Source organism: Nocardia sp. NPDC050712 (genome assembly GCF_040654295.1).
Lineage (GTDB): Bacteria > Actinomycetota > Actinomycetes > Mycobacteriales > Mycobacteriaceae > Nocardia.
The window spans coordinates 467,788-488,556 of the sequence record NZ_JBFAHT010000002.1; the positions used below are offsets into that span (position 1 = coordinate 467,788).

General features: G+C 67.3%; 20 protein-coding genes. 11 read left to right on the forward strand and 9 right to left on the reverse strand.

Features of this window, described 5'->3' with window-relative positions; translation table 11 throughout:
• Positions 1-14 precede the first annotated feature (14 nt).
• Positions 15-740, forward strand: a complete 726-nt coding sequence (locus tag AB0H76_RS12560) for a TetR/AcrR family transcriptional regulator (RefSeq protein ID WP_357321688.1) — start codon at positions 15-17, stop codon at positions 738-740.
• Here AB0H76_RS12560 and AB0H76_RS12565 read toward each other — a convergent pair whose 3' ends face one another.
• Together AB0H76_RS12565 and AB0H76_RS12570 are read right to left on the reverse strand one after the other, a co-directional pair.
• A complete protein-coding gene (locus AB0H76_RS12565; protein WP_357321691.1) occupies positions 741-1,736 on the reverse strand; it encodes a diiron oxygenase in 996 nt (331 codons plus the stop codon).
• A 149-nt stretch (positions 1,737-1,885) separates the two neighbouring features.
• On the reverse strand, positions 1,886-2,389 hold the full coding sequence (locus tag AB0H76_RS12570) for an adenylate kinase (RefSeq protein ID WP_357321692.1): 504 nt from the start codon (positions 2,387-2,389) through the stop codon (positions 1,886-1,888).
• A 55-nt stretch (positions 2,390-2,444) separates the two neighbouring features.
• Between AB0H76_RS12570 and AB0H76_RS12575 the strand changes: the two genes are divergently transcribed.
• Positions 2,445-2,972, forward strand: coding sequence for a GNAT family N-acetyltransferase (locus AB0H76_RS12575; RefSeq protein WP_357321694.1), 528 nt, complete (start codon positions 2,445-2,447; stop codon positions 2,970-2,972).
• Between the two features lie 18 nt (positions 2,973-2,990).
• Here AB0H76_RS12575 and AB0H76_RS12580 read toward each other — a convergent pair whose 3' ends face one another.
• The 5 genes from AB0H76_RS12580 to AB0H76_RS12600 all read right to left on the reverse strand — a co-directional run bounded on the left by AB0H76_RS12580 (position 2,991) and on the right by AB0H76_RS12600 (position 7,629).
• A complete protein-coding gene (locus AB0H76_RS12580) occupies positions 2,991-4,676 on the reverse strand; it encodes an FAD-dependent monooxygenase (RefSeq protein WP_357321697.1) in 1,686 nt (561 codons plus the stop codon).
• The gene (locus AB0H76_RS12585) at positions 4,673-5,680 is read right to left on the reverse strand and encodes an alpha/beta hydrolase (protein WP_357321700.1); all 1,008 of its coding nucleotides are present in this window, start codon (positions 5,678-5,680) and stop codon (positions 4,673-4,675) included. Before AB0H76_RS12585 ends, AB0H76_RS12580 begins: the two co-directional genes overlap by 4 nt.
• A gap of 10 nt (positions 5,681-5,690) precedes the next feature.
• Complete coding sequence (locus AB0H76_RS12590; protein WP_357321702.1) at positions 5,691-6,137, reverse strand: hypothetical protein; 447 nt, start codon at positions 6,135-6,137, stop codon at positions 5,691-5,693.
• Between the two features lie 6 nt (positions 6,138-6,143).
• A complete protein-coding gene (locus AB0H76_RS12595; protein ID WP_357321705.1) occupies positions 6,144-6,716 on the reverse strand; it encodes a VOC family protein in 573 nt (190 codons plus the stop codon).
• Between the two features lie 61 nt (positions 6,717-6,777).
• Entirely contained in the window at positions 6,778-7,629 is an 852-nt protein-coding gene (locus AB0H76_RS12600; RefSeq protein WP_357321707.1) for a fumarylacetoacetate hydrolase family protein, read from the reverse strand.
• Positions 7,630-7,945: 316 nt separating this feature from the next.
• On the opposite strand from AB0H76_RS12600, the gene AB0H76_RS12605 reads away from it, so the two are divergent.
• Positions 7,946-8,596, forward strand: coding sequence for a GntR family transcriptional regulator (locus tag AB0H76_RS12605; RefSeq protein ID WP_357321710.1), 651 nt, complete (start codon positions 7,946-7,948; stop codon positions 8,594-8,596).
• Here AB0H76_RS12605 and AB0H76_RS12610 read toward each other — a convergent pair.
• Positions 8,584-9,024, reverse strand: coding sequence for a DoxX family membrane protein (locus AB0H76_RS12610; RefSeq protein WP_357321713.1), 441 nt, complete (start codon positions 9,022-9,024; stop codon positions 8,584-8,586). The genes AB0H76_RS12605 and AB0H76_RS12610 overlap by 13 nt on opposite strands.
• Before the next feature lie 284 nt (positions 9,025-9,308).
• Here AB0H76_RS12610 and AB0H76_RS12615 point away from each other — a divergent pair, with 284 nt between their 5' ends.
• Genes AB0H76_RS12615 through AB0H76_RS12625 form a run of 3 tightly spaced genes read left to right on the forward strand, consistent with a single transcriptional unit; the run spans position 9,309 to position 12,920 of the window.
• Positions 9,309-11,639 (forward strand): pyruvate dehydrogenase, encoded by a 2,331-nt coding sequence (locus AB0H76_RS12615; protein WP_357321716.1) that lies wholly within the window; start codon positions 9,309-9,311, stop codon positions 11,637-11,639.
• Positions 11,640-11,688: 49 nt separating this feature from the next.
• Positions 11,689-12,480, forward strand: coding sequence for an alpha/beta hydrolase (locus tag AB0H76_RS12620; protein ID WP_357321718.1), 792 nt, complete (start codon positions 11,689-11,691; stop codon positions 12,478-12,480).
• The gene (locus tag AB0H76_RS12625; protein ID WP_357321721.1) at positions 12,477-12,920 is read left to right on the forward strand and encodes a transcriptional regulator; all 444 of its coding nucleotides are present in this window, start codon (positions 12,477-12,479) and stop codon (positions 12,918-12,920) included. The genes AB0H76_RS12620 and AB0H76_RS12625 overlap by 4 nt, the downstream gene beginning before the upstream one ends.
• Before the next feature lie 22 nt (positions 12,921-12,942).
• Here the strand turns inward: AB0H76_RS12625 and AB0H76_RS12630 are convergent, their stop codons facing one another.
• Positions 12,943-13,803 (reverse strand): 3-hydroxyacyl-CoA dehydrogenase, encoded by an 861-nt coding sequence (locus AB0H76_RS12630; RefSeq protein ID WP_357321724.1) that lies wholly within the window; start codon positions 13,801-13,803, stop codon positions 12,943-12,945.
• Positions 13,804-14,273: 470 nt separating this feature from the next.
• Here AB0H76_RS12630 and AB0H76_RS12635 point away from each other — a divergent pair, with 470 nt between their 5' ends.
• The 5 genes from AB0H76_RS12635 to AB0H76_RS12655 all read left to right on the forward strand — a co-directional run bounded on the left by AB0H76_RS12635 (position 14,274) and on the right by AB0H76_RS12655 (position 20,765).
• Entirely contained in the window at positions 14,274-15,314 is a 1,041-nt protein-coding gene (locus tag AB0H76_RS12635; protein WP_357326138.1) for a carboxylate--amine ligase, read from the forward strand.
• A 37-nt stretch (positions 15,315-15,351) separates the two neighbouring features.
• Positions 15,352-17,304, forward strand: coding sequence for a hypothetical protein (locus tag AB0H76_RS12640; RefSeq protein ID WP_357321726.1), 1,953 nt, complete (start codon positions 15,352-15,354; stop codon positions 17,302-17,304).
• Between the two features lie 115 nt (positions 17,305-17,419).
• Entirely contained in the window at positions 17,420-18,433 is a 1,014-nt protein-coding gene (locus tag AB0H76_RS12645) for an alpha/beta hydrolase (protein WP_357321730.1), read from the forward strand.
• Between the two features lie 101 nt (positions 18,434-18,534).
• A complete protein-coding gene (locus AB0H76_RS12650) occupies positions 18,535-19,164 on the forward strand; it encodes an SRPBCC family protein (protein WP_357321732.1) in 630 nt (209 codons plus the stop codon).
• Positions 19,161-20,765: an NAD(P)/FAD-dependent oxidoreductase gene (locus AB0H76_RS12655; RefSeq protein WP_357321734.1), complete on the forward strand. Its 1,605-nt coding sequence runs from the start codon at positions 19,161-19,163 to the stop codon at positions 20,763-20,765. Before AB0H76_RS12650 ends, AB0H76_RS12655 begins: the two co-directional genes overlap by 4 nt.
• Positions 20,766-20,769 lie beyond the last annotated feature (4 nt).

The following is a 20,769-nucleotide window of genomic DNA, read 5'->3' on the forward strand; positions in this document are numbered from 1 at the left end:
ATTAGACTCGGACGGTGCCGAGCGCCGGATCAGCCGCGTCGACCGCCCCGGGTGGGCGGCAGGCCCGGTGGCAGCCGCACAACGAGACCCGGCAGGGCCAGATAGTCGCGGCGACCATCGCGCTGCTGGAGGAGACGCCGGGTGGCGGCGAGATCTCGATGCAGCAGATCGCGGAACGGGCCGGTTTGGCCAAATCGGTGGTGTACCGGCAGTTCTCCGGCCGCGACGACCTGGATCGGCGGGTGCGGACGGCCATCGGTGAGCAGTTCACCGACACCCTCGACGAAGCGCTGAACGTGGCGCTCGGGTCGATTCGCGACATCCTCACCCGCGTGGTGGACGCGGTGGTGGACTGGTTCGAGAACCACCAGCGCCTGCACGATTTCCTGCGCAAGGGTCCGGCGGTCGGCGATCCGGACGACATCGACGCGGCCACCAGTCTCGCCACCGCCACCGCGGCGCGCACGCGCGAGCTGGTCTCGGGCCTGGCCGGGGTGGTCGGCGTCGTCGACGAACCGGCCGTCGACACCATGACTTTCGCCATCGTGTCCATGGTCGAGGCCACCGTGACCCGGTGGACCCGCGACCCCGCCCCGGCCCTGAGCCGGGCCGCCCTGATCGTCACCGTGGCCGGATACGCGTGGAGCGTGGTCGATGCCGTCGCCCGCGAGCACGATCTCGCCCTGGACCCGGACCGGCCCCTGCTCGAAGTGCTCAGGGACCTCGCCGCGGCCTTGTGATCACGCCGTGCGCCGGGTCCCCCGTTCGGGCTCGCTGCGGTATCGCGACGGCGCGCCGCCGATGTGCAGCAGCGACCACAGCGGTTTGGTGACCGGGTTCATCAGCCCCAGATCGGTGGCGAGCTTGCGCATATCGGCGAAATAGCCCGACAGGATGCGGCGCGACTGCGGCGCGCCCCAGAACGCGTCGCGTATGACCTCCTCGGGGATCTCGAACTGCCGCGCGAACGAGCGCGGCGGGGACATGATCTCCCCGGCCAGCCAGCGCATCGCGAGCGGGAAGGCCAAGGCGCACACAGCTTTCGACGGGGCACTCATCCGCGCCAGATGCGCCGCGAGGAACTCGCCCGCGAAGGAGATGTGCCGCGCCTCCTCGGCGATGTGGATCTCCATGGTGCGCAGCACCGCGGGCGGCACCGCGTCGCCATCGCGGATGAGCGCCTTCTGGTAGTGGTCGATCGGCTCCTCGCCGCCGAGAATGCCGATGAACAGGATGACGTGCGCGTACCCGCCCGCCACTCCGATAAAGGGCGAGAGGGCCTTGAACGCCCGCCGCATACCGGGCACGTCGACGCCGATGCGATTGACCAGCTCCTGGAACATCTGGATGTGGTTGCACTCTTCGGTCATCTCGTGCAGGCAGTACCGGAACTCGGGAGAACCGTTGGGCAACTTCATGATGTACTGCATCATTCCGCGAATGAGCACGCTCTCGAAGGCCGCGCCGACCTTGATGACATTGGCGATCCGCCATTTGCCGATCTCGATCTGCCGGTCCAGCGGCAGCGCCTGATACCAGGCCGTCGCGCCGAGCGGATCGTATTCCGGTGACAGCACCCAGCGCGGATCGTCGGGATCGATGGCGAATTCCGGTGCGTCCCAGTCGATGTCCCGGTAGGGATCGAAGCTGCGGTGAACCGAACCCTCGGACAGGGTCGCCAGCGCGTCCCGGTAGTCCTGGTCGAACAGTTCCCCAACCGATCGCGACAGCGTCATCGATATCTCCTCGTTCGGGCCGACCAGGCGTAGCAAGTGGCCGGTGTCTCACTTCGAGGATATATGGGACCCCGAGTCCCATACAACAGTCTTCTCGCATCACGTCCGCCGCGCGACGATGCCGCTCGCTGGATGCCGCCGAGCGCCTGCTACGTGAATCTCCGGTCAGGGGCGGGCGCGCCGTCAGGAGGCGGCCGGTTTCCGCTGAGGAAGCGCTCGACGTCGCGGGGGTGCCGGAGCAGGCGCACGGTCGCCTCGGGGGCGTGCTGTGCGATCGCGGAGGTGATCAGGGGAAGGCTGTGCCGGCGGTAGCCGATCAGCCAGCGCCAGAAGGTGAGGTTCTCGCGGGAGCGGCGTAGTGCGCGCCAAGCGCAGATCGTGAAGGCGAAGTCGAGCACGATGATGGTGTCGGCGGCTCGCAGTCGCACATCGAGCACGTCGAACGGGCCGAGGTCGCCGTCGAGTATCCATTCGTTCGAAGCGATGAGCCGGTGCTGGATCGCTCGCCACTGCTGCGCTGGTAGCGGTGTCAGATCCGGTGGCCAGAACTGTTTGTCGAGTTCGATGACCGGCAGTCCGCTCAGCGCGGCGAGGCGGCGGGCGAAGGTCGATTTGCCCGCACCACCGCGCCCGAGGACGACGACCCGTTTCACGCTGCTCGACCGAAATGGTTTGTGGACGACAGCATCCGGCAGAGTGTACTCAGCAGTGGATTCGAGGAAGGCGGTCATCATGGTGCTGGTCCTGCGCGGGGCCGAACCGCACGACGAGCCGTTCCTGTGGGCGATGCTGTACGAGGCGTCCCACGCGTCGAAGCGCGGGTTGCTCGAACCCGATCAGCTGCGGGCCGTTCCGGAACTGTCGCGGTATCTCGAAGGTTGGGCGGAGGCCGGGGATCTCGGTGTGGTGGGCGGCGACGGCGAAGAGTTGCGGGGTGCGGCTTGGGTTCGGTTGCTGGACAAGGCGAACGCGGGCTATGGGTACGTCGCCGACGACATCCCCGAACTGGCGATCGCGACGATTCCCGCCGCTCGTGGCACCGGGCTGGGCACGGCTCTGCTCACTCGCCTGCTCGCCGACGCCGCAACGCGTTACCCGGGCATCTGCCTGAGCGTCGACGCCGGCAATCCCGCCCGGCACCTGTACGAACGGATGGGTTTCATCGAGGTCGCCCGCGCCGGCCTCATCGACGCGCCCGGGAGCACCAGCAAGACCATGCTGCTGCGCTTCACCTGAGTCGCCGGGCGTATGCGATCACCCGTCCGAGGCCACCGCATCCAACGGCGCTGCGCGGCGATCGAATGAATCGGCGGCAGTGCGTAATTCGCCGACCAGGCGTTTGAGCAGACTCGCCGGATCGGTGATGCTGGATCCGCGCCACGCGACGTGCTGGTCCGGACGCACCAGCACGAGCGGTGCCTGGAAGAGGCGCAAGGCCAGGTCGCGGTGCAGTTCGACGACGGTCAGCGGGACGCCGAGACTCTCGGCGGCGGTGACCAACGCTCGTCCAGCTGCCGCATCCATCGAACCGACCAGGCTGAATTCGGTTCCGAGCAGGTCGTATAAGGATTGATCGGCACGCAACCAGACATGGGGGAGGCGATGCCCGGGGGCCGCGCTGGGCAGATAGTCGGCATCGGGATCCATACGGGGGCAGTCGAGTTCGTCTTCGGCGACGATCGGGGAGTCGGCGTAGGACGTACCCAATACCAACCTGAGACTGTGGAATTCGCCGGACTTGGAGCGCTGCGTCGCGTCCCGCACGGCCGACAGGGCCGCGGCGAATTCTTCGTCGGTGCCGAGGAGTCGCGGGTCCGACAGTTCGGGCCCCAGGGTCGCCATGTTCCGCGCGGCCACCGCGATGGTTTCGGCCGCGACCGGGCGGCGCTCGAGTTCGTAGGTGTCCAGCAGTGCTTCGGGACTCCAGCCGTGCAGTACCGCCGCCAGTTTCCAGCCGAGGTTGACCGCGTCACCGATTCCGGTGTTGAATCCGTGGCCGCCCCAGGGCGGATTCTGGTGTGCCGCATCGCCGGCCAGGAATATCCGACCGGATCGATAGCGGTCGGCGTTCTGCATTCGCGCCCGCCAGGGGTCGGTGGCCAGCACCTCGAGCGGGAACCGATCGTCTCCGATCAGGTTGCGTACCAGGCGAGCCGGGTCGGCGTTGCCCTGCTCGGGATCGACTCCCATGAGCACGCACCACCACTGGTCTCGCAAATCCAGCCGCCCCACGAGACCGGGCTGCTCAGGGTTCAGAACCCAGTAGTGGACAGCGTTGCCGTAACCCATGCGACCGGCCAGGGTTTCCGAACGGAAGACGACGTTGAAGTTCGGCCGGTTGTCGGCGCCGCCTTCGAGTTTCGCGCCGATACTGTCGCGGACCAGGCTTCGCGGACCATCACACCCGACGAGGTAGGCGGCCGAGATCGTCTCGGCACCGCCTGAGCCATCCTGGATTCGGGCGGTCACGCCGTCCTGATCCTGCGCGACGGCGACAACCGTCCAGCCGGTGCGCAATCGGATCGGGGGGAGTGTCGCGATCTTCTCCCGCATGACCAGCTCGACCAGGGGTTGCGGAACTTGCTGTCCGCCTTCGGCGACGAGATCGTCATGGATCAGATCCAGCGCCAAGCAGCGATCGAATCGGGTGATCTCCCGCCCGAGCAGCGTCGTGCAGAAAACCACTTCGTCGGACCAGGATTGGGGCAGCGGCGCCCGCGTCCGCACGGTGCCGGCGATGCCCCAGCGGCGGAAGTGCTCCATCGTGCGCGTCGAGGTCGTCTTCGCCCGCGGGCGCAGCCAGGAGACTTCGGTGCGCGGCTCGATGACGATGGAACCGATGCCGTGGTGGGCCAATTCGAGTGCGGTGGCCAAACCGGTGGGGCCACCGCCCACGATGAGAACCGGGGCGCGCGACGTCCGCGATCGGGATTCGGTCATGAATGTGCCACGGATTCGGAGTACTCGACCGCCGACTGGCCCAGGCCCGCAACCCATTCGGTGACCGTCGCGGTATACAGCTCCGGCTGATGTGTGTGCATCGAGTGCGGCATCTCCGGGAAGGACCGGTAGGTGAAGTCCTGCCCGGCCGCGGTCACCAAGGAGCGCACGCGGTCGACCTGGATATCGGAGATCGCCCCGACCTCCATCCCGCTCTGCTCGTCGCGCCGGTGGAAGTGATGGGTGAACAGCATCGGCACCTTGATGTTCGCCAACATTGTTGCCTGGTCGCAGCTTTCGGTGGCGCGGCCGCTGACGAAGGAGCGTGCCCACTCGGGGTCGTACTCGCGCAGGTTCTGCGGCGGCCCGTCCGCCGGGGCAGCGCCCGGCTCCGGCGGCATCATCGCGGGGAGCGCCTGCAACAGGGGGAGCGGAATCATGCTCGGCACGGCGGCCTGGAAGCCCTGCCAATCGCCGATCGACCACTGGTCGCCGAGCCATTTGCTCCACAGCGTGAACAGCGGGCCCAGCCCCTGATTGATCGGTTGACCACAGGAGGTGCGGGCCTCGGACGCGAACAAGGGTGCGTCTTCACAGACCACCGCGCGAACCTGGCCGGGCTTGGCGTAGGCCGCCAGCCAGGCGGCGAGCACTCCACCCGAGGACAGCCCGCTCACCAGGGTGGGCCGGCCGATGACGAGGTCGATGAACCGGACCAGATCGTTGCCCATGTTGTCGACGGTGTAGCGCCCCGGCGTCCAGGTCGATCGTCCTTGGCCGCGCAGGTCGACGGCGAAGACGTGAAAGTGCTCGGCCAGCAACGGCATAGCGCTCTCGTAGCCCCACCACGATTCGGATTGGCCCGGGATCAGCAAGATCGGCGGGTTGGCGGCATCGCCGAGAACGCTGTAGTTGAGCCGTACTTCGCCGAGGTCGACGAGGTGCTCGGCGTAGGCGTGCGAGACGAAGGTGGCGGCTCGATCGCCGGCTTCGAGGTAGGTCATGGTCTTGCTCCTAACGTAGCGCCGCGGAATTCGCGTGCCTCAGGTATGCGCGCCGGATCGCCGGGACCAACTCGGCCGCGGCGGCCGGATCGGCGTGGTCGGCACGCAGTTTCAGGATGTCGCCGTTGCGCCGGTCGGCCGGAATGTGTTCGCCGCGTGCGGCGATGAGCGCGTGGAAGTGGGCGTGGTTCTCGCCGAAGACGAGCAGGTAGGTGGCGGGTGCGCCGGTGACCTCGGTGACGGCGGCGACCAGGTCGCGGGCGCGGTGGCCGAGGGAGTCCAGTTCGGCCGCGCTCAGTCCGGTGATGCGTTCCGCGTGGCGGCGCGCCCGCAGCACGATCCAGCCGGGCACCTCCATGCCCGGCACCACCTCACCGGCCCAGAGTTCGTCCCGGAACACGATCGAGGCGTCGGCTGCCCGCTCCATGGCGCACAGTAGGCATGCGGTGTCGCTCATGGGGTTTCAGGGCGTGCCGAGCAGGACCGACAGCGGATCCGGCAACCCGGCCGGCAACGACCAGGCCCGATTCGTGAGCTCGTCCACCGTGGCGCCGCCACGACGCGCGGTCAGCATCGCCTCGGGGTCGAACCCGGGCCCGACCGAGTCGCCCGCGTACTCCGGGCCGAGCATGTAGGCCGTGGCGTCCTCGGGTGCGGCGAAGTTGTCGATCTGCATCTCGACGAAATTGCCGTCGGGGTCCTGGTAGTACAGCGATGTCGTCACGCCGTGCGCGATGCAGACCGCGGGCGTAACGCCCTGGTCGCGCAGGAGTTCGTAGCGGCTCAACAGGTCGTCGAGGTGTTCGAAGGTGTAGGCGACGTGGTGCACGCTTGCGGTGGTCGGGCTCTTGCGCTGCTGCGGCACCGGCGGTGTCAGCAGGGCGACGCGGTGGTGCTCGTCGTCGAAGGTGATGAAGCACAGCGCCTGGTCCTGATAGACCACGTGGCCGTCGAGCACCGTGCAGTACCAATCGCGCATCTGCTGGGGCTGCCCGGTCTGGAATACGACGTGGGCGAATTTCGGCTTGGCCGGCATCCGGATCACTCTCCTGATCGAATTGTGGTGCTGAGTCGAAGATGTTGGGGTGCTGCCGAATTCACGCGGTGCCCGCTGTCAGCAGGTGACGCATCGATCCGATGCCGTCGATATGGGTGGTGAGTACGTCACCCGGCTGCAGGAGCCGCTTCGGGTCCTGCGCCCATCCGACGCCGGCCGGGGTCCCGGTGAAGATGACGTCGCCCGCGTACAGCGGCACGATCGCGGACAGGTAGGCGATGATGTCGGCGATCGAGAAGATCATGTTCGCGGTGCGCGACTTCTGCATCTGCTCGCCGTTGAGCAGGCAGCCGATCCCGAGGTCGTCGCGATCGGCGAGCTCCTCCGGGGTGACCAGCGCCGGGCCCATCGGGGCGAATCCCGGATAGGACTTGCCGAGGCTGAATTGTGGACTCGGCGGCGCGAGTTGCAGCTCACGCTCGGAAAGGTCTTGTCCGACAGTCAATCCCGCGACGTGGTCCCAGGCTCGGGCGGCCGGAACGCGATGTCCGTCGCGGCCGAGCACCGCCACCAGTTCGGCCTCGAAATCGACCGACCCGCGCGGCAACTCGATGGCGGTGTACGGCCCGGTGATCGCCGATGGGAACTTGGTGAAAACGACCATCGACTCCGCAGGGATGGCCATCCCCGATTCCTCGGCGTGGTCGCGGTAGTTCAGCCCGATGGCGAATACCTGCCGTGGTCGCGGCGCCGGGGCTCCGATCGTCCGGTCCTGCGGCAGCGGCCGGACCGTGCCGGTCGGATCGCTCGCCGCCCATTCGCGGAACTCCGCCCAGCGGGGATAGACGGCTTGGATATCGGGGGAGAACTGCCCGGCGCTCGCGGTCTCGACGTCGAGGATGCCGTCGGCGACGACCAGGCTCAACCGGTCGTCGGCGTTGACGATGCGCATTCGATGCTTCCTTCTGTGTGCCGGCTCGCGGCGGAATCCGTCTCCGGGACGACTCGGCGCGGGAGGGGGGTGGGAGGAGGGCCACCGCACTGGCAGGAGTGACTGTGGTCTGCGCCACACGCTATCAATTATATGTGATAACAGCAAGAGGTCCGGAGTCGTGACGAGTGCTCCGTTATAGTTGATATCGATCGCAGCGCGGGTCTCAGCCGGTGGTGCGGCGTCCGACTCGCACACCTGGAGAGTGAGGCATCCCGCTGTGGCGCCCTCGAATGCATCGGTTCGCCCCATCGAAGCTCGTTCGGTCGTCGCCCAGGTGACCGACGAGCTGCGGCGCTCGATCCTGTCGGGAGCTCTCGCCCCGGGGCAGGAGTTCTCGTTGCGTGAGCTGGCCGCGATGCTCGGCGTCAGCTTCATTCCCATTCGCGAAGCGCTGCGCAGCCTCGACAGTGAAGGTCTGGTCGTCATCCGGCCGGGCCGCAGCGTGACCGTGGCCCCCTTGGATCTCGATGATCTGCACGCCGTCTACCGGCTGCGGCGTGTCCTCGAGCCGGAAATCGCGCGGCGCTCCTGCCTGCTGCTGCCGGATGCCGAGCTCGATCGGCTGGAACGCCAAGCGGCCGAATTCGGCGACGAGCAGCAGAGTATGGACGCGATCTACGAACGCCATCACGCTTTCCATCTCGCTCTGCTCGAGCCCGCCGCCACGGTGTGGGACATTCGCGTCCTCACCACCCTGTGGCGCGCCGCGGAACGCTACGTGCGCATCGGGTTCGGGCTTCTCGATCCGGATCCGAGCGAGCACGCGCGTCGCGAGCGCGCCCACGAGGATCTGATCGCGGCATTCCGCACGCGCGACCCCGAAGTCGCCGCGCGCGCGGTCGAGGACCACCTCACCCACAACGAGCAGACGGCGCGGCGGACACTCGCCGCAGGCGTAGCTGGATCAGCAGGTCATCGCGGCTGATCCGGCGCGGGATCCGGTGCGGTGGCCTTCGGCTTCGTATCGATGACGGCGAAGAGCAGGCCGCCGATCATGGCGAGGTTCTTCTGGAACTGCACCCGTTGCAACTTCCGGGCCGCCGGATCCTCGATCTTCCAGAACGCGTGACCCGCCGCGGTCGTCGGAACCATCGAGGCGATCAACGCGACCGCGGATAGTCGCGGGAATTTGCCCAGGGCCAGCAGCGCGCCGGCACCGGCCTGCACCGCGGCGTTGCCCCGGACGAGCAGCTCGTCGTCTTCGGGCAGCGGCACGGTTTTGCGCAGCGCGGCCAGCGTCGGTGCGGCCAGGTCGGTCCGCCCACCCGGTGTGCGCAGCGCGTCGTAGCCGAGTATCGCGTAGGTGGAGCCGGAGAGAACTCGGGCTGCTACCCGGAGCGGATTCGCGGTCATCGTGCTCCCTGTCCAGTCGGTGATAGCTATCTACCGATCAACGTCCAGCCCGGCCGCCCAGGTTCCTGCGCCACCGGCCCCGGTTGTCATATCGCTGAGCTTTCATCGACCCGGGCCGGTGAGCCCCGTGCATTTTGCTCAAATTATTCCGAAGTGATTGCGCAAAGCTGCCGTCGGTGGTGAGCTTTTCCGACAGTTCGACACCAGCGGACTGTTCCAGCGCCACCGGAGACCCCGGTCGCCGCCCAGGACGCCTCGTCGTGATCGTCTCCCAGGAAGTCGCCATGACCGCAGCCACCGCGGCGCCACCGCCCGGCCCCGATCGGATCCGCCTCGACGCGCTCGACGAGATCCAGCGCCGCGTGCTGTGGCTGTCGACCGGAATCGTGCACCACGCCAACCGGGTACGCCCGAACCCGACCGGGCTCAAGGTCGGTGGGCATCAGGCCTCGTGCGCGTCGATGGTGTCGATCATGACCTCGCTGTGGTTCGAACAGCTCGAGCCCGGCGACCGGGTGTCGGTCAAGCCGCACGCCTCGCCGGTGCTGCACGCGATCAACTATCTGCTCGGTGAACTCGATGAGCGGTATCTGACGACGCTGCGCGAATTCGGCGGCCTGCAGTCCTATCCCAGCCGCGCCAAAGATCCGGACCCGGTGGACTATTCGACCGGATCGGTCGGCATCGGCGCCAGCGCGCCGATCTGGGGCGCGATCGCCCGCCGCTACGTGAACGCCGCGATCGGCGGCACCGGGACCGGGCGGCAGTACTCGCTGGTCGGCGACGCCGAACTCGACGAGGGCGCGGTGTGGGAGGCCGTTCTCGACTCCTCGGTCGCCGACCTCGGGGAGATCGTCTGGATCGTCGACCTGAATCGTCAGTCACTGGATCGTGTGGTCCCGAATATCACCGCGTCCCGCCTGGCGAAGATGTTCGACGCGGCCGGCTGGCAGGTGCTGACCGTCCGGTTCGGCAAGCTGCTCGAGGAGTTGTTCGCGCGCGCCGGTGGCGACGAACTGCGCACCAGGATCCTGGAGATGTCGAATCCGGAATTCCAGCGGCTGCTGCGCTGCGACGCCGGTGAGCTGCGGAACCGTCTGCCCGGCAACGGTTCTGGTGCATCGGCGATCGCGGAATTGATCGCGGGGCTCGACGACGAGACGCTGCGCCGCGCCATCGGCAACCTGGGCGGCCACGATCTGGACGCGCTGCGCGCCGCCTACGCGCAGATCGACGACACCCGGCCGACGGTGATCATCGCCTACACCATCAAGGGTTACGGCCTTCCGACGCAGGGGCATCCGCAAAACCACTCCTCGCTGCTGACGGTCGAACAGTTCGCCGAGCTGGCCGCGACCCTGGGGATGAATCCCGAAGCACCCTGGGCCGGGTTCGGCGAGCAGTCCGCGGCCGGCGCGCTGTGCCGGGCGACCGCGCAGCGGCTGCGTCGCCCCGAGATCGACGCTGTCGCACCGCCTTCCGTGCCTACCGACTTCGGCCGAACCCCCGCGGGCACCGCCACCACGCAGGCCGCGCTCGGTCGCGCACTGCTCGACCTGACGCGCCAGGCGCCCGAAGCCGCCAAGCGCATCGTTACCGTCAGCCCGGACGTCAGTTCCAGCACGAATCTGGCGGGCTGGCTCAACAAGGTCGGGGTCTGGTCGCCGCGGGAACGCCGCGACTGGTTCGACGACGACGCCGAGACGATCATGCACTGGCGCGAGAAGCCCACCGGCCAGCACATGGAACTCGGTATCGCGGAAACCAATCTCGTCGGCCTGATGGGTGAACTCGGCGCCACCTGGAGCCGGTGGGGGCAACCGCTGTTCCCGATCGGCGTGCTCTACGACCCGTTCGTCGAACGCGCCCTCGAACCCTGGTCCTACGGCATCTACGCGGGCGGACAGTCGATTCTGGTCGGCACCCCGTCCGGAGTGAGCCTGGCCGCCGAGGGCGGCGCGCATCAATCGATCAAGACGCCCTCGATCGGGCTGGAACAGCCGGGCTGTGTCAGCTACGAGCCGGCGTTCGCGATCGAGGTCGAATGGACACTGCTCGATGCCATTTCGCGGCTGGGCAGACCCGATGGCAGCTCGTCCTATCTCCGCCTGTCGACCCGGCCGGTCGACCAGACGCTGGCCGCGGTGCCGCGGGATCCGAGCGCCCGGCAGCGCCGCCGTCGCCAGGTGCTCGCCGGGGCGTACCTGCTGCGCAAGGCCGAGCGGCCCATGGTCACGCTGGTGGCGATGGGTGCGATGGTCACCGAATCCCTTTCTGCCGCAGACCGGCTCGCGGATCTCGGCGTGGATGTCGATGTCGTGTGTGTGACGAGTCCGGGGCTGTTGTTCGAAGCGTCGCAGGCCAGGCGTGGCCTGCACGCCGGGCCCTCATGGATTCTCGATCAGGTGTTCGCGCCGCAGCGCGCCGCGCCGATGGTGACCGTGCTGGACGGACATCCGCACACCCTGACCTTCCTGTCCACCATCAACCAGGTGCACACCGTGTCGCTGGGCGTCAGCACGTTCGGTCAGGCGGGATCGCTCGCGGATGTCTACCGCCATCACGGTATCGACGACGATGCCATTGTCGGCGCTGCCCTCGATCTCGCCGACTGATCGGAGGAGCGGCTCCAGCAGTCTTTGTTATATTCTGATTATTGTGAATATGGCTGAAGTGGTGGAGATTTCAGGCTGTGGCATCCGGTACGCCGACAGCGGTGGCCCCGGGCCCGCCGTGGTGTTCACCCATGGCGCGGGACTGGATTCCGGCATGTTCGACCCGCAAGTGGCGGCGTTGCGAGATGCCGGAATCCGCACTGTCGGTTGGGATATGCGCGGGCACGGTGCGTCCCGGCCGAGCGCGGTCGGATTCACCGCGGAGCGTGCGCTGTCGGATCTGAACGCACTGATCGACCACCTAGGCCTCCAGCGGCCGGTGCTGGTCGGGCACTCGATCGGCGGAAACCTCGCCCAGGCTGCTGTCAGGGCTGACCCGGACCGCTACAGCGCACTGGTCGTGATCGACTCGACCTGGAACTACGGCCCGCTCTCAACCTGGGAGCGAGCGCTTTTGCGGCTGGCCGCACCGATGCTGCGGACGATCCCGGCAGGCAGACTGCCCCGAATCATGGCCGACGCTTCGGCCACGACCCCCGCCGCCCGCGCCTACGCCGCCGACGCGTTCACCCGGATCGGGAAACCCGAATTTCTCGACGTCTGGCGTGCCGCCGCGACCCTGGTGCGGCCCGATCCCGCCTACCGAACTCCATTGCCGCTGTGCCTGATTCGCGGCGCGCTCGATCGCACCGGCAATATCGCCGCCGCGATGCCGCGCTGGGCGACGGCGGAGCAGGTCACCGAGCACGTCATCCCGGCAGGCGGACACCTCGTGACCATGGACGCCCCCGACGCGACCACCGCGGTCCTGCTGGAGTTCCTCGCCGAGGTCCGGCGATGAGCGGAATCGAGCGCGCCGACTTCGCCCGCGAGCTCGGCGATCTGTTCGCCACCTGGAATCTGGCCCGCGCCACCGGCCGCATCTACGGCCACCTGCTGCTCGAGACCGAACCGGTCGGGCTCGATCACCTGGCCGAGATCAGCGAGTCCAGCGCGGGCGCGGTCAGCACCGGGGTGCGCGAGCTCGTGTCCTGGGGCCTGGCCCACACGATCCCGCAGCCCGGCAGCCGTCGTCTGCTCGTGGAAGCCACTGGGGGACTGGAGAATCTGCTCGCCGCCAGCCAGCGCCGGGCCCGGCGGTTCGTCGAGGTCCTGCACCACGGCATCGACCTCACCGACACCCCGCGGGCCCGGTCCCGGCTGGCCGACGTCGCGAAGTTGTTCGAGCGGTATGTCGAAGCGGGAGACGAGATCCTGCGCCCGCGGCAGAGCGAGAAGTGACTCGCCGTGCCGCGGGCGGCGCTCACTTGCCGTAGGTGTAGAAGCCCTCACCGCTGCTGACACCGAGCTTGCCCTTGTCGATATAGTTCTCCTTCAGCCACGCCGCCAGCTTCTGCGTCTCGGCATCGCCGTGGGACATGATGTTGTACGGGGTGTTGAGGCCGATGATGTCGAACATCTGGAACGGCCCCACCGGCGCGCCGGTGCCGATCCGCCACACCTTGTCGACATCGTGCGGTTCGGCGTACCCGCCCGCCGCCAGCCCGGCCGCGGCGTTCAGGAACGGCACCAGCAGCGAATTGAGCACATAGCCGGCCTTTTCCTTATGGACCGGGATGGGCACCATCCCGATATCACCGGCGAAAGCCACGACCGTGTCGAACACCGCGGGGTCGGTGTCGGCGGTCCCCATGACTTCGGCGGTGTTGAACTGCCACACCTTGTTGGCGAAGTGCAGGGCGAGGAAGCGGTCCGGGCGCCCGGTGGCGTCCTTCATGTCGCTGGGCAGCAGGGTCGAGGAGTTCGTCGCGAAGATCGTCTTCGCGGGCGCGAGCTCACCGAGCCGGCGGTAGGTGTCCTGCTTGAGGCTCAGCACCTCCGGGATGGCCTCGATCACCAGATCGGCGTCGGCCACGGCCGCGGCCAGGTCCGAGGACAGGGCGATGCTGGTGCGCGCCTGGTCCGCCTTGCCCTCGGCCGCGCCGGCGACCTGGTCGTCCTTGTAGGCCTGGACCAATCCGTCGAGCGTGCCCTCGGCCTTTTTCAGGGCTTCGTCGTTGATGTCGTACGCGGTGACGTCGAACCCGCTGTAGGCGGTCTGGAAGGCGATCTGCGCGCCCAGCACGCCGGTCCCCAGCACCGTAACCTTCTTGATCGCGGACATCGCTGCTCCTTCGTTGTAGGGGCTTGACCTGCAGTGAAACCCTGCCACGCCAGGCGCGATCCGCGGCCGAAGGTCCGCGGCCATGTCATGTGCTATCGGCCGCCTCGGCGAATCGGGCTCGGTCGCAAAGCATCTCGATAGCCATGTGGAAACACGCCTGTTTGACTATGGGATTTCATGGGTATCCGATAAGCCTGACGATGTGGGAACAATTGCCTCGGAATCAGTGAACTGGAACCAGAGGTTGTGAGAAGGGAAACGGTTTGCCGATTGCAGGGCGGAAATCACCGGTTCGGAACACCGATAAAGGTTACGTGGCCCTGCTGGGCTGGAGTCTGAATGCCGTCGAGGCGGTCGATCGTTTCGATCGCCGCTATATCGTGGTGGCTCCGGAGTGGGCGAAAGATTATTGCGAAGAGCACGGCATTCCTTATATCCCATGGGATTTCGAGCGGCTCAACGATCGGTCGATGGAAATCGCGGAGACGCTGAAGGAACTCGGCGTCGACGTCGCGATCCCGATCTTCGAGGAGACCGTGGAATGGGCCGGGGCGATCAACTCGGTCCTGCTCGGCAATCCGCGCCTGCTGGGGCAGGCGATGCTGCTGCGCGACAAGTCGTTGATGAAACGCCGCGCGCAACTCGGCGGCATCCGGGTGGGCATCTTCGAAGAGGCGCACGATCGCGACGACGTGGTCCGTTTCCTGAAGCGGGTCAATCAAACGCTGCTGAAACTCGACGGCGATCCCAACGATCCCATCCACGTCAAGGCCTTCGACAAGGCCGGATGCCTCGGGCACCGGGTCATTCGTACCGCGGACGAAATCGACTCGATCCCGGACGAGGAGTTCCCGGTGCTGATGGAATCCCACCTGGACGGGTGGGAGTTCGCGGTGGAGGCGTGGGTGCACCAGGGCAAGATCCGGTTCCTGAACATCTCCGAGTACGTGCGGCTCGGCTACTCCGTCTTCGTGCCGGCGACGCCGGAACTCGAGCGGTACCGGCCGGAGATCACCCGGCAGGTCGAAAAGCTGATCAAAGCCTTCGATATCGAGTTCGGATTCGTGCACCCCGAATACTTCGTCACCAGTGACGGTGAAATGTATTTCGGCGAGGTCGCGTACCGGCCGCCGGGCTTCAAGGTCTTCGAACTGCTGGAGCGGGCGTACGGATTCAACGCCTACCATGCGCTGGTGCTGGCCTTCGATCCGAAGACGACCGAAGAGGAAATCACGGCGTTCTTCCCGCGCGAGGTCGTGGACGCGAAAGGGCATGCCGGAAGTTTCGGCGTCTATCCGCGACGGCGTGTGGTCAGCCAATTGGTGCTCCCGCCGGAAACCGAGGATCACGAATACTACGATTCGCACGAACTCACGGCGCCGCAGGCCGAAAAGGTGTCCAAACGCACGGCATTCGGTAATCACTGGGGTCTGCTGTACTTCTTCGGTGACGATCCCTACGCTATGCGGGATCTGCTGAAGCGACAGGAAGAACTCGACTTCTACATCTGATCCGTTCGACAGGAACGGCTCGCGGGAGGATCTTTTCTTGGACAAGCGGCTCGCCACTCTGGACGACGCCACGCGATCACTGGCGGAGGCCAGCGATTTCGGCAAGCAGGTCACCCTGGCGCGGGTGTTCGACGCACTGCGCCGGGTGCTGCTACTCCCGGAGGGTTGCGCGGCGGTGCGGTCGCGGGCCCAGGACCTTGAGGCGGCCGGCCTGTTCCTCGGCACGGATTGGGCGTCCCCGCAGATTCTGATCCCGTCGTTGAGCACCGGCTCGCTGCGCAGCCCGAACGCGGACACCGTCGTGCTCGAGACCGTCAGCAACCTGCGCCTGCTCGCCGTCGCCAAAGGCGATTACGCGCATCCGATGATCTCCGCGGAACAGGCACACGGCCATCTTTCCCAGGTGCTGGCGGTCAACCTGCCGATGCTGCTCAGCCCGCCGAACGAAGCCGAGCGCGCGCAGCAGGGGCGAGTGGCCCAGGTGTCCCGCCATCTGCTCGGCTACCTGGTCGAGGAGGTCGGCTACGAGAAGGTGCTGGAGAATCTCGTCGACGAGATCTGGCGAATCCTGCGGCAGCGGCCCATTCAGGTCGAAGCGGTGAAGCGGATGATCACCCAGATCGCGGTCGCGCGCAGCAATCCCGATATCGATCTGGGCGCCAGCGGGCTCGGCGCGGATCGGCTGATCAGCAGCCTCTACGGCACCACGGACGCCTGCCGGGAGGATCCGGGTGTCGAGGTCTACCGCGTGCGCCTGGAAACGATGGACGACAGCACCTTGCAGTTCGAGGCGGCGGGGTTCGCGCGTTCGATGCATGACACCGGGCTGGTCTCGCCGTATCACGCTGTCCTGCTGCGCTTCCTGCTCGGCAAAGGGGAGTACCTGCTCGCCGAGGCGCTGGGGTTGTCCAACACCGGCCGCGATTGCCTGCTCTGCTACCACGAACTGACGCGCAGCCTGATCGAGGCGGCCGTGCACGTCGAGACGGCCCAGTGCATCTACGGGCTCACCTTGATGCTGGAACGCGGCATTCTCTATCAGCCCCCGGTCGCGCCCGCGCTGTGGCGGCAACTGGGATTGCGTCTGTCGCCCTCGTCGCGACAGCGCATGACCGATGTCTTCGGGCCGGCGCCCGAGCCGCGGGCCCGGCTGCTGGCGGGCATGCTGTCGATCCTCGGCCTGCCGCTGGGTGTCGGCCAAGGCGACAACCCCACCTGTCAATCGGCTCGGGCCCTGTCGATGTGGGCCTACAACGATCCCGACTATCTGCTGCAAACCCTGGCGTGGGCCGCCCGCGACGACGAGATCGTGATGCATTTCGAGGGCCAGCCGATCTCGTCGCGCGACAGCGATCCAGGAATGGCCACCGCGCTTCCGCACGATCTGGACCCGGTGTCCTTGTTGTTGGTGCCGCACCTGGATCGCATCTACGCGGAGATGGGCCGCCGGTGCGTCGGGCGCGAGGGCGATCCGCACCGGTGGATCAATCCCGAGTTCCACGGCTGGTGGTCGGGGCGCGGTTTCCGCATCAATGTCGAGGTGGCGACCGGCGCGCTGACCGACGTCGACGAGTTCCTCCGCCACTTCTACGCCAGCTATCACCCGATGCACAACGGCAACCAGCCGCTGATCCACCCGCAGCCCGCCGGGATCGCCGTCACCGACAGCGCGGCCCGGTTCGTGGGCTGGCACGCGATCACCGTGCTGCGAGTCGGCCTCGATCCGCAGGAGAAGATGCGGGTCTACTTCTACAACCCCAACAACGACAGCGGTCAGGATTGGGGCGACGGCGTAGTGGTGGGCACCGCCGGCCACGGTGAGCGGTTCGGCGAAGCTTCCCTGCCCTTCGAGCAATTCGCTTCTCGCCTCTACATTTTCCACTTCGACCCCTTGGAGCCGGGCGAATTGGCGTCGGTCGATCGAGCCGAGCTCGACCGGGTGATCGGCTACGTCCACCGCAGCTGGGGCGCCGACCGCCTGGCCGGGTAACCCCTCATCTCCTGTCCTGCCTCTCGACAAGCCGCATCAGGATACTTACAGTATTCAGATAGCGTCGTAATCCTGAAAGTGGGATTGTGGCAGCGGCTGCGAGGAGCTGATTCGAATGGAACGGTCGACTGTCGAACTCGCCAGTCGTGCCAGTCTTCGGCTGCGCCTCGCACACGGCTTGCTGCGGGTGACGTTGCGGCCCGCGATCGATGGTCTGTGTGTGCTCGGCGAGTGGGCTCCCCAGCGGGCCTTCGCCCTCGCCAACCGCGCGGAACTGCTGGCTGTGCCGTTGCGGCCGGCGCGCGGCACCCGGCGCAGGCCGGTGCGGTTCCCCGGGTTCCGCGCCGAATGGCTGTGGCACCGAGACGATCCCGGTCCCGATGACATCGAACGGGGCGCGATCCTCTACTTCCACGGCGGGGCGTTCATCGCCGGGGGACTGCACAGCCACCGCCGCCTCGCGGCCCGCATCGGCCGTTCGGCGCGCCTGCCGTTGCTCAACGTGGCCTATCGGCAGCTGCCGGAAGGGCACATCACCGACACCGTCGCCGACACGCTGACCGCCTATCGGTCGCTCCTGGATCGCGGCTTCCGCGCCGAACACATTGTCTTCGCCGGTGATTCGGCCGGCGGCGGCCTGGCGTTCGCGGCGGCGCTGGCCGCCCGTGCCGCGGCGCTGCCGCTGCCCGGGGCGATCGCGGCCATCGCGCCGTTCGCCGACTTCGACCCCGCAGGCAAGCGCGCGCACCCGAATGATCGCCGTGATGCGATGCTCTCGGCACGAGCGCTGGCGGTCCCGGTCCAACGCGGGTTCGCCCGCGACGGCGTGCTCGACCCCGCGTGGTCGCCGGTCAATCACGACTTCACCGGCCTGCCGCCGGTGCTGATCCAGGTCGGCAATACCGAAGTGCTGCTGGCGGATTCGGAAGCGCTGGCGCGCCGGTGCGCGGAAGCCGGGGTCGCGCACACGCTACAGATCTGGGATCGCGCCATCCACGTCTTCCATGCGGGCGCGGACGTGCTGCCCGACGCCCGCGCGGCCATCGCCGAGGTCGGCGCGTTCCTCCGTGCTGTCCTGCCCGCGCACCGTCAGCAGCTCGCCGAGACCGCGCCGCGCGTCCGCGCGTGATCTGCCGAACATCAACCGACACGCCAGGACCGGCGCAGCGCCGGAACCGCACAGCGCTCGTATTCGCGAGTGCTGCCATCCCTCCCGACCCGGAGTCGAGCATGAGCATTCTCTCCGTCCTGCATTCTCAACACGAGGCGATCCATCCGGTCGATGACACCGTCTTCGACACGGCCGCACTGGTGTTCACGATCGAGCGCGACCTCGACGCACCGCTGCCCGCGGTGTGGACCGCGGTGGACGACGATCGTGCCTGGAGCTGGTTGCCTTTCCCGGGCGTCGGCGTGCGCTACGGCTCGCCGGTGCGCGGCAGCGGTGTCGTGCGTGAAATGGGCTCGGTCTTCGGGCCGTGGCGCGTCCTGTGGGTCGAACGCGAGCGGTTCTGGCGGTACGAACCGGAGCAGCGCATCACTTTCGGTGTGGTGAGCGGGAATTGGCTGCAATACCTGCTCGTGCGCCAGTACGCCGAGGACATGCGATTCGCCGCCCTCGGCGCGGACCGGACGAAGGTCACCTGGACCATCGCGGTCACGCCGCGCCTGCCCCTGCGCTTCGCCACCTGGGTGCCGCCGGTCTGGCGGGCGGCCTACCGGCTCGTCGGGATCGGCCCGCTGTTCGGCCGGCGGGTCGGCGCCGTCGCGAGTTCGACGCCATCGCCGCGAGTCGTCGCAACCAACGGAAATGTCTCGGCGGTGCCGAGCAGCGAACGGGCCGGGCACGGTGCCGAATGACACGAAACACCGGACAGCGCAGCGCGACAGCGGCCGAGCAGCCGCAGCACGAGGTCGTGGTGATCGGCGCGGGTATCGGCGGGATCTGCGCCGGGGTGAAACTTCAGGAGATCGGGATCGAGAATTTCCTGATCATCGACCGGGTCGGCGGCCTCGGCGGCACCTGGTACACCCACAGCTACCCCGACGCCGGATGTGATATTCCGAGCACCACCTATCAGTTCTCCTTCGCCCGCAAACCCGACTGGGATCGCTTCTTCGCCAAGCGCGACCAGATCCTGGAATATCTGGAGCAGGTCGCCGGCGACTACGACCTGCCGCGCCGGATGCGCTTCCACACCGCCGTCATGCGCGAGGAATGGGACGACGACAACGCCCTGTGGCGACTACATCTGGAATCAGGGGAGCCGATCACCGCCCGCTTCGTGATCAGCGCGGTGGGCGCCTACATCAATCCGAAGACGCGCCCGAACATCCCGGGCCTGGACTCCTACACGGGTGTCTCGATGCACCCGGCGGAGTGGAATCACGACTACGACTTCACCGGTAAGCGGGTGGGCATCGTCGGTGTCGGCGCGAGCACGATGCAGATCGCGCCCGAGCTGGCCCAGCAGGCGCAGCACCTGGACATCTATCAGCGCACGCCACAGGTCTACCTGCCGAAGCCGGATTTCGTGCTGCGGCCCTGGATGCAGCGGTTCCTGGCGCTGCCCGGCGGCTCGGCGCTCGTCAACGGCGTCGCCCAGGGGGTGATCGACTCGCTGCTGCGCGTCGCGGTCTTCACCCCGCCACCGGTCTGGAAGGCGGCCGCGCGGGGCGTCGATGCCCTCGGCCGCAATGCCTACCGGGGCTGGGTGCGATACAAGGTGCGCGACAAGCAGACTCGCGAGCACCTGCGCCCCGACTTCGGCATCGTGTGCATCCGCGGCGGCGCGGGTGGCGACTACCTGCCGACACTCAACCGCGACAACGTCGAGCTGATCACCGCCGGCATTGCCGAGATCACCCCGAACGGCATCCGCGGCGTCGACGGCGTCGAGCGCGAGATCGACGCGCTCGTGCTGGCCACCGGCTACGAGGTGTTCTCCGATCCGGAGAGCTATCAACCCGGAACGGTCATCGGCCGCAACGGATTCGACCTCGGCAAGTTCTACAACACCGAGGAACTGAAGGCCTACTACAGCACCGCGGTCGCGGGCATCCCGAACCGGTTCATCATGGTCGGCCCGTACTCCTGGACCGGCACCGCGTTCCACTACTTCGTCGAGAACGCCATGCGCCACATCGCCGTGGTCATCGACGAAACCCGCCGCCGGGGCGCGGTCGCGGTAGAGGTCCGGCCCGAGGCGCAGGAGCGGTTCCATCAGGACATGTTGCGCAGCGGCCGGAATCTGTCGTATTACCTGGAAACCCGGTGCGAGGGCTCCAACACCTACTTCGTCAATTCGCAGGGTAAGTCGCCCTATATCCGCCCGTGGTCGCTGTGGAAGACCTACCGCAAGGCCATTCGCTTCGATCGCGAGGACTACAGCTACCGCACGGCCGATCCTGCGGACCAGACTTCGGGATTGCGCGGATATTCAAATAGCAATACTATCTGAACTA

Excerpts from the sequence above, each read along its gene's own strand:
- AB0H76_RS12565 (WP_357321691.1), bottom strand. The coding sequence starts at position 1,736 with ATGACGCTGTCGCGATCGGTTGGGGAACTGTTCGACCAGGACTACCGG.
- AB0H76_RS12580 (WP_357321697.1), bottom strand. The coding sequence starts at position 4,676 with ATGACCGAATCCCGATCGCGGACGTCGCGCGCCCCGGTTCTCATCGTG.
- AB0H76_RS12585 (WP_357321700.1), bottom strand. The coding sequence starts at position 5,680 with ATGACCTACCTCGAAGCCGGCGATCGAGCCGCCACCTTCGTCTCGCAC.
- AB0H76_RS12590 (WP_357321702.1), bottom strand. The coding sequence starts at position 6,137 with ATGAGCGACACCGCATGCCTACTGTGCGCCATGGAGCGGGCAGCCGAC.
- AB0H76_RS12595 (WP_357321705.1), bottom strand. The coding sequence starts at position 6,716 with ATGCCGGCCAAGCCGAAATTCGCCCACGTCGTATTCCAGACCGGGCAG.
- AB0H76_RS12600 (WP_357321707.1), bottom strand. The coding sequence starts at position 7,629 with ATGCGCATCGTCAACGCCGACGACCGGTTGAGCCTGGTCGTCGCCGAC.
- AB0H76_RS12610 (WP_357321713.1), bottom strand. The coding sequence starts at position 9,024 with ATGACCGCGAATCCGCTCCGGGTAGCAGCCCGAGTTCTCTCCGGCTCC.
- AB0H76_RS12615 (WP_357321716.1), top strand. The coding sequence starts at position 9,309 with ATGACCGCAGCCACCGCGGCGCCACCGCCCGGCCCCGATCGGATCCGC.
- AB0H76_RS12620 (WP_357321718.1), top strand. The coding sequence starts at position 11,689 with ATGGCTGAAGTGGTGGAGATTTCAGGCTGTGGCATCCGGTACGCCGAC.
- AB0H76_RS12625 (WP_357321721.1), top strand. The coding sequence starts at position 12,477 with ATGAGCGGAATCGAGCGCGCCGACTTCGCCCGCGAGCTCGGCGATCTG.
- AB0H76_RS12630 (WP_357321724.1), bottom strand. The coding sequence starts at position 13,803 with ATGTCCGCGATCAAGAAGGTTACGGTGCTGGGGACCGGCGTGCTGGGC.
- AB0H76_RS12635 (WP_357326138.1), top strand. The coding sequence starts at position 14,274 with ATGGAAATCGCGGAGACGCTGAAGGAACTCGGCGTCGACGTCGCGATC.
- AB0H76_RS12645 (WP_357321730.1), top strand. The coding sequence starts at position 17,420 with ATGGAACGGTCGACTGTCGAACTCGCCAGTCGTGCCAGTCTTCGGCTG.
- AB0H76_RS12650 (WP_357321732.1), top strand. The coding sequence starts at position 18,535 with ATGAGCATTCTCTCCGTCCTGCATTCTCAACACGAGGCGATCCATCCG.
- AB0H76_RS12655 (WP_357321734.1), top strand. The coding sequence starts at position 19,161 with ATGACACGAAACACCGGACAGCGCAGCGCGACAGCGGCCGAGCAGCCG.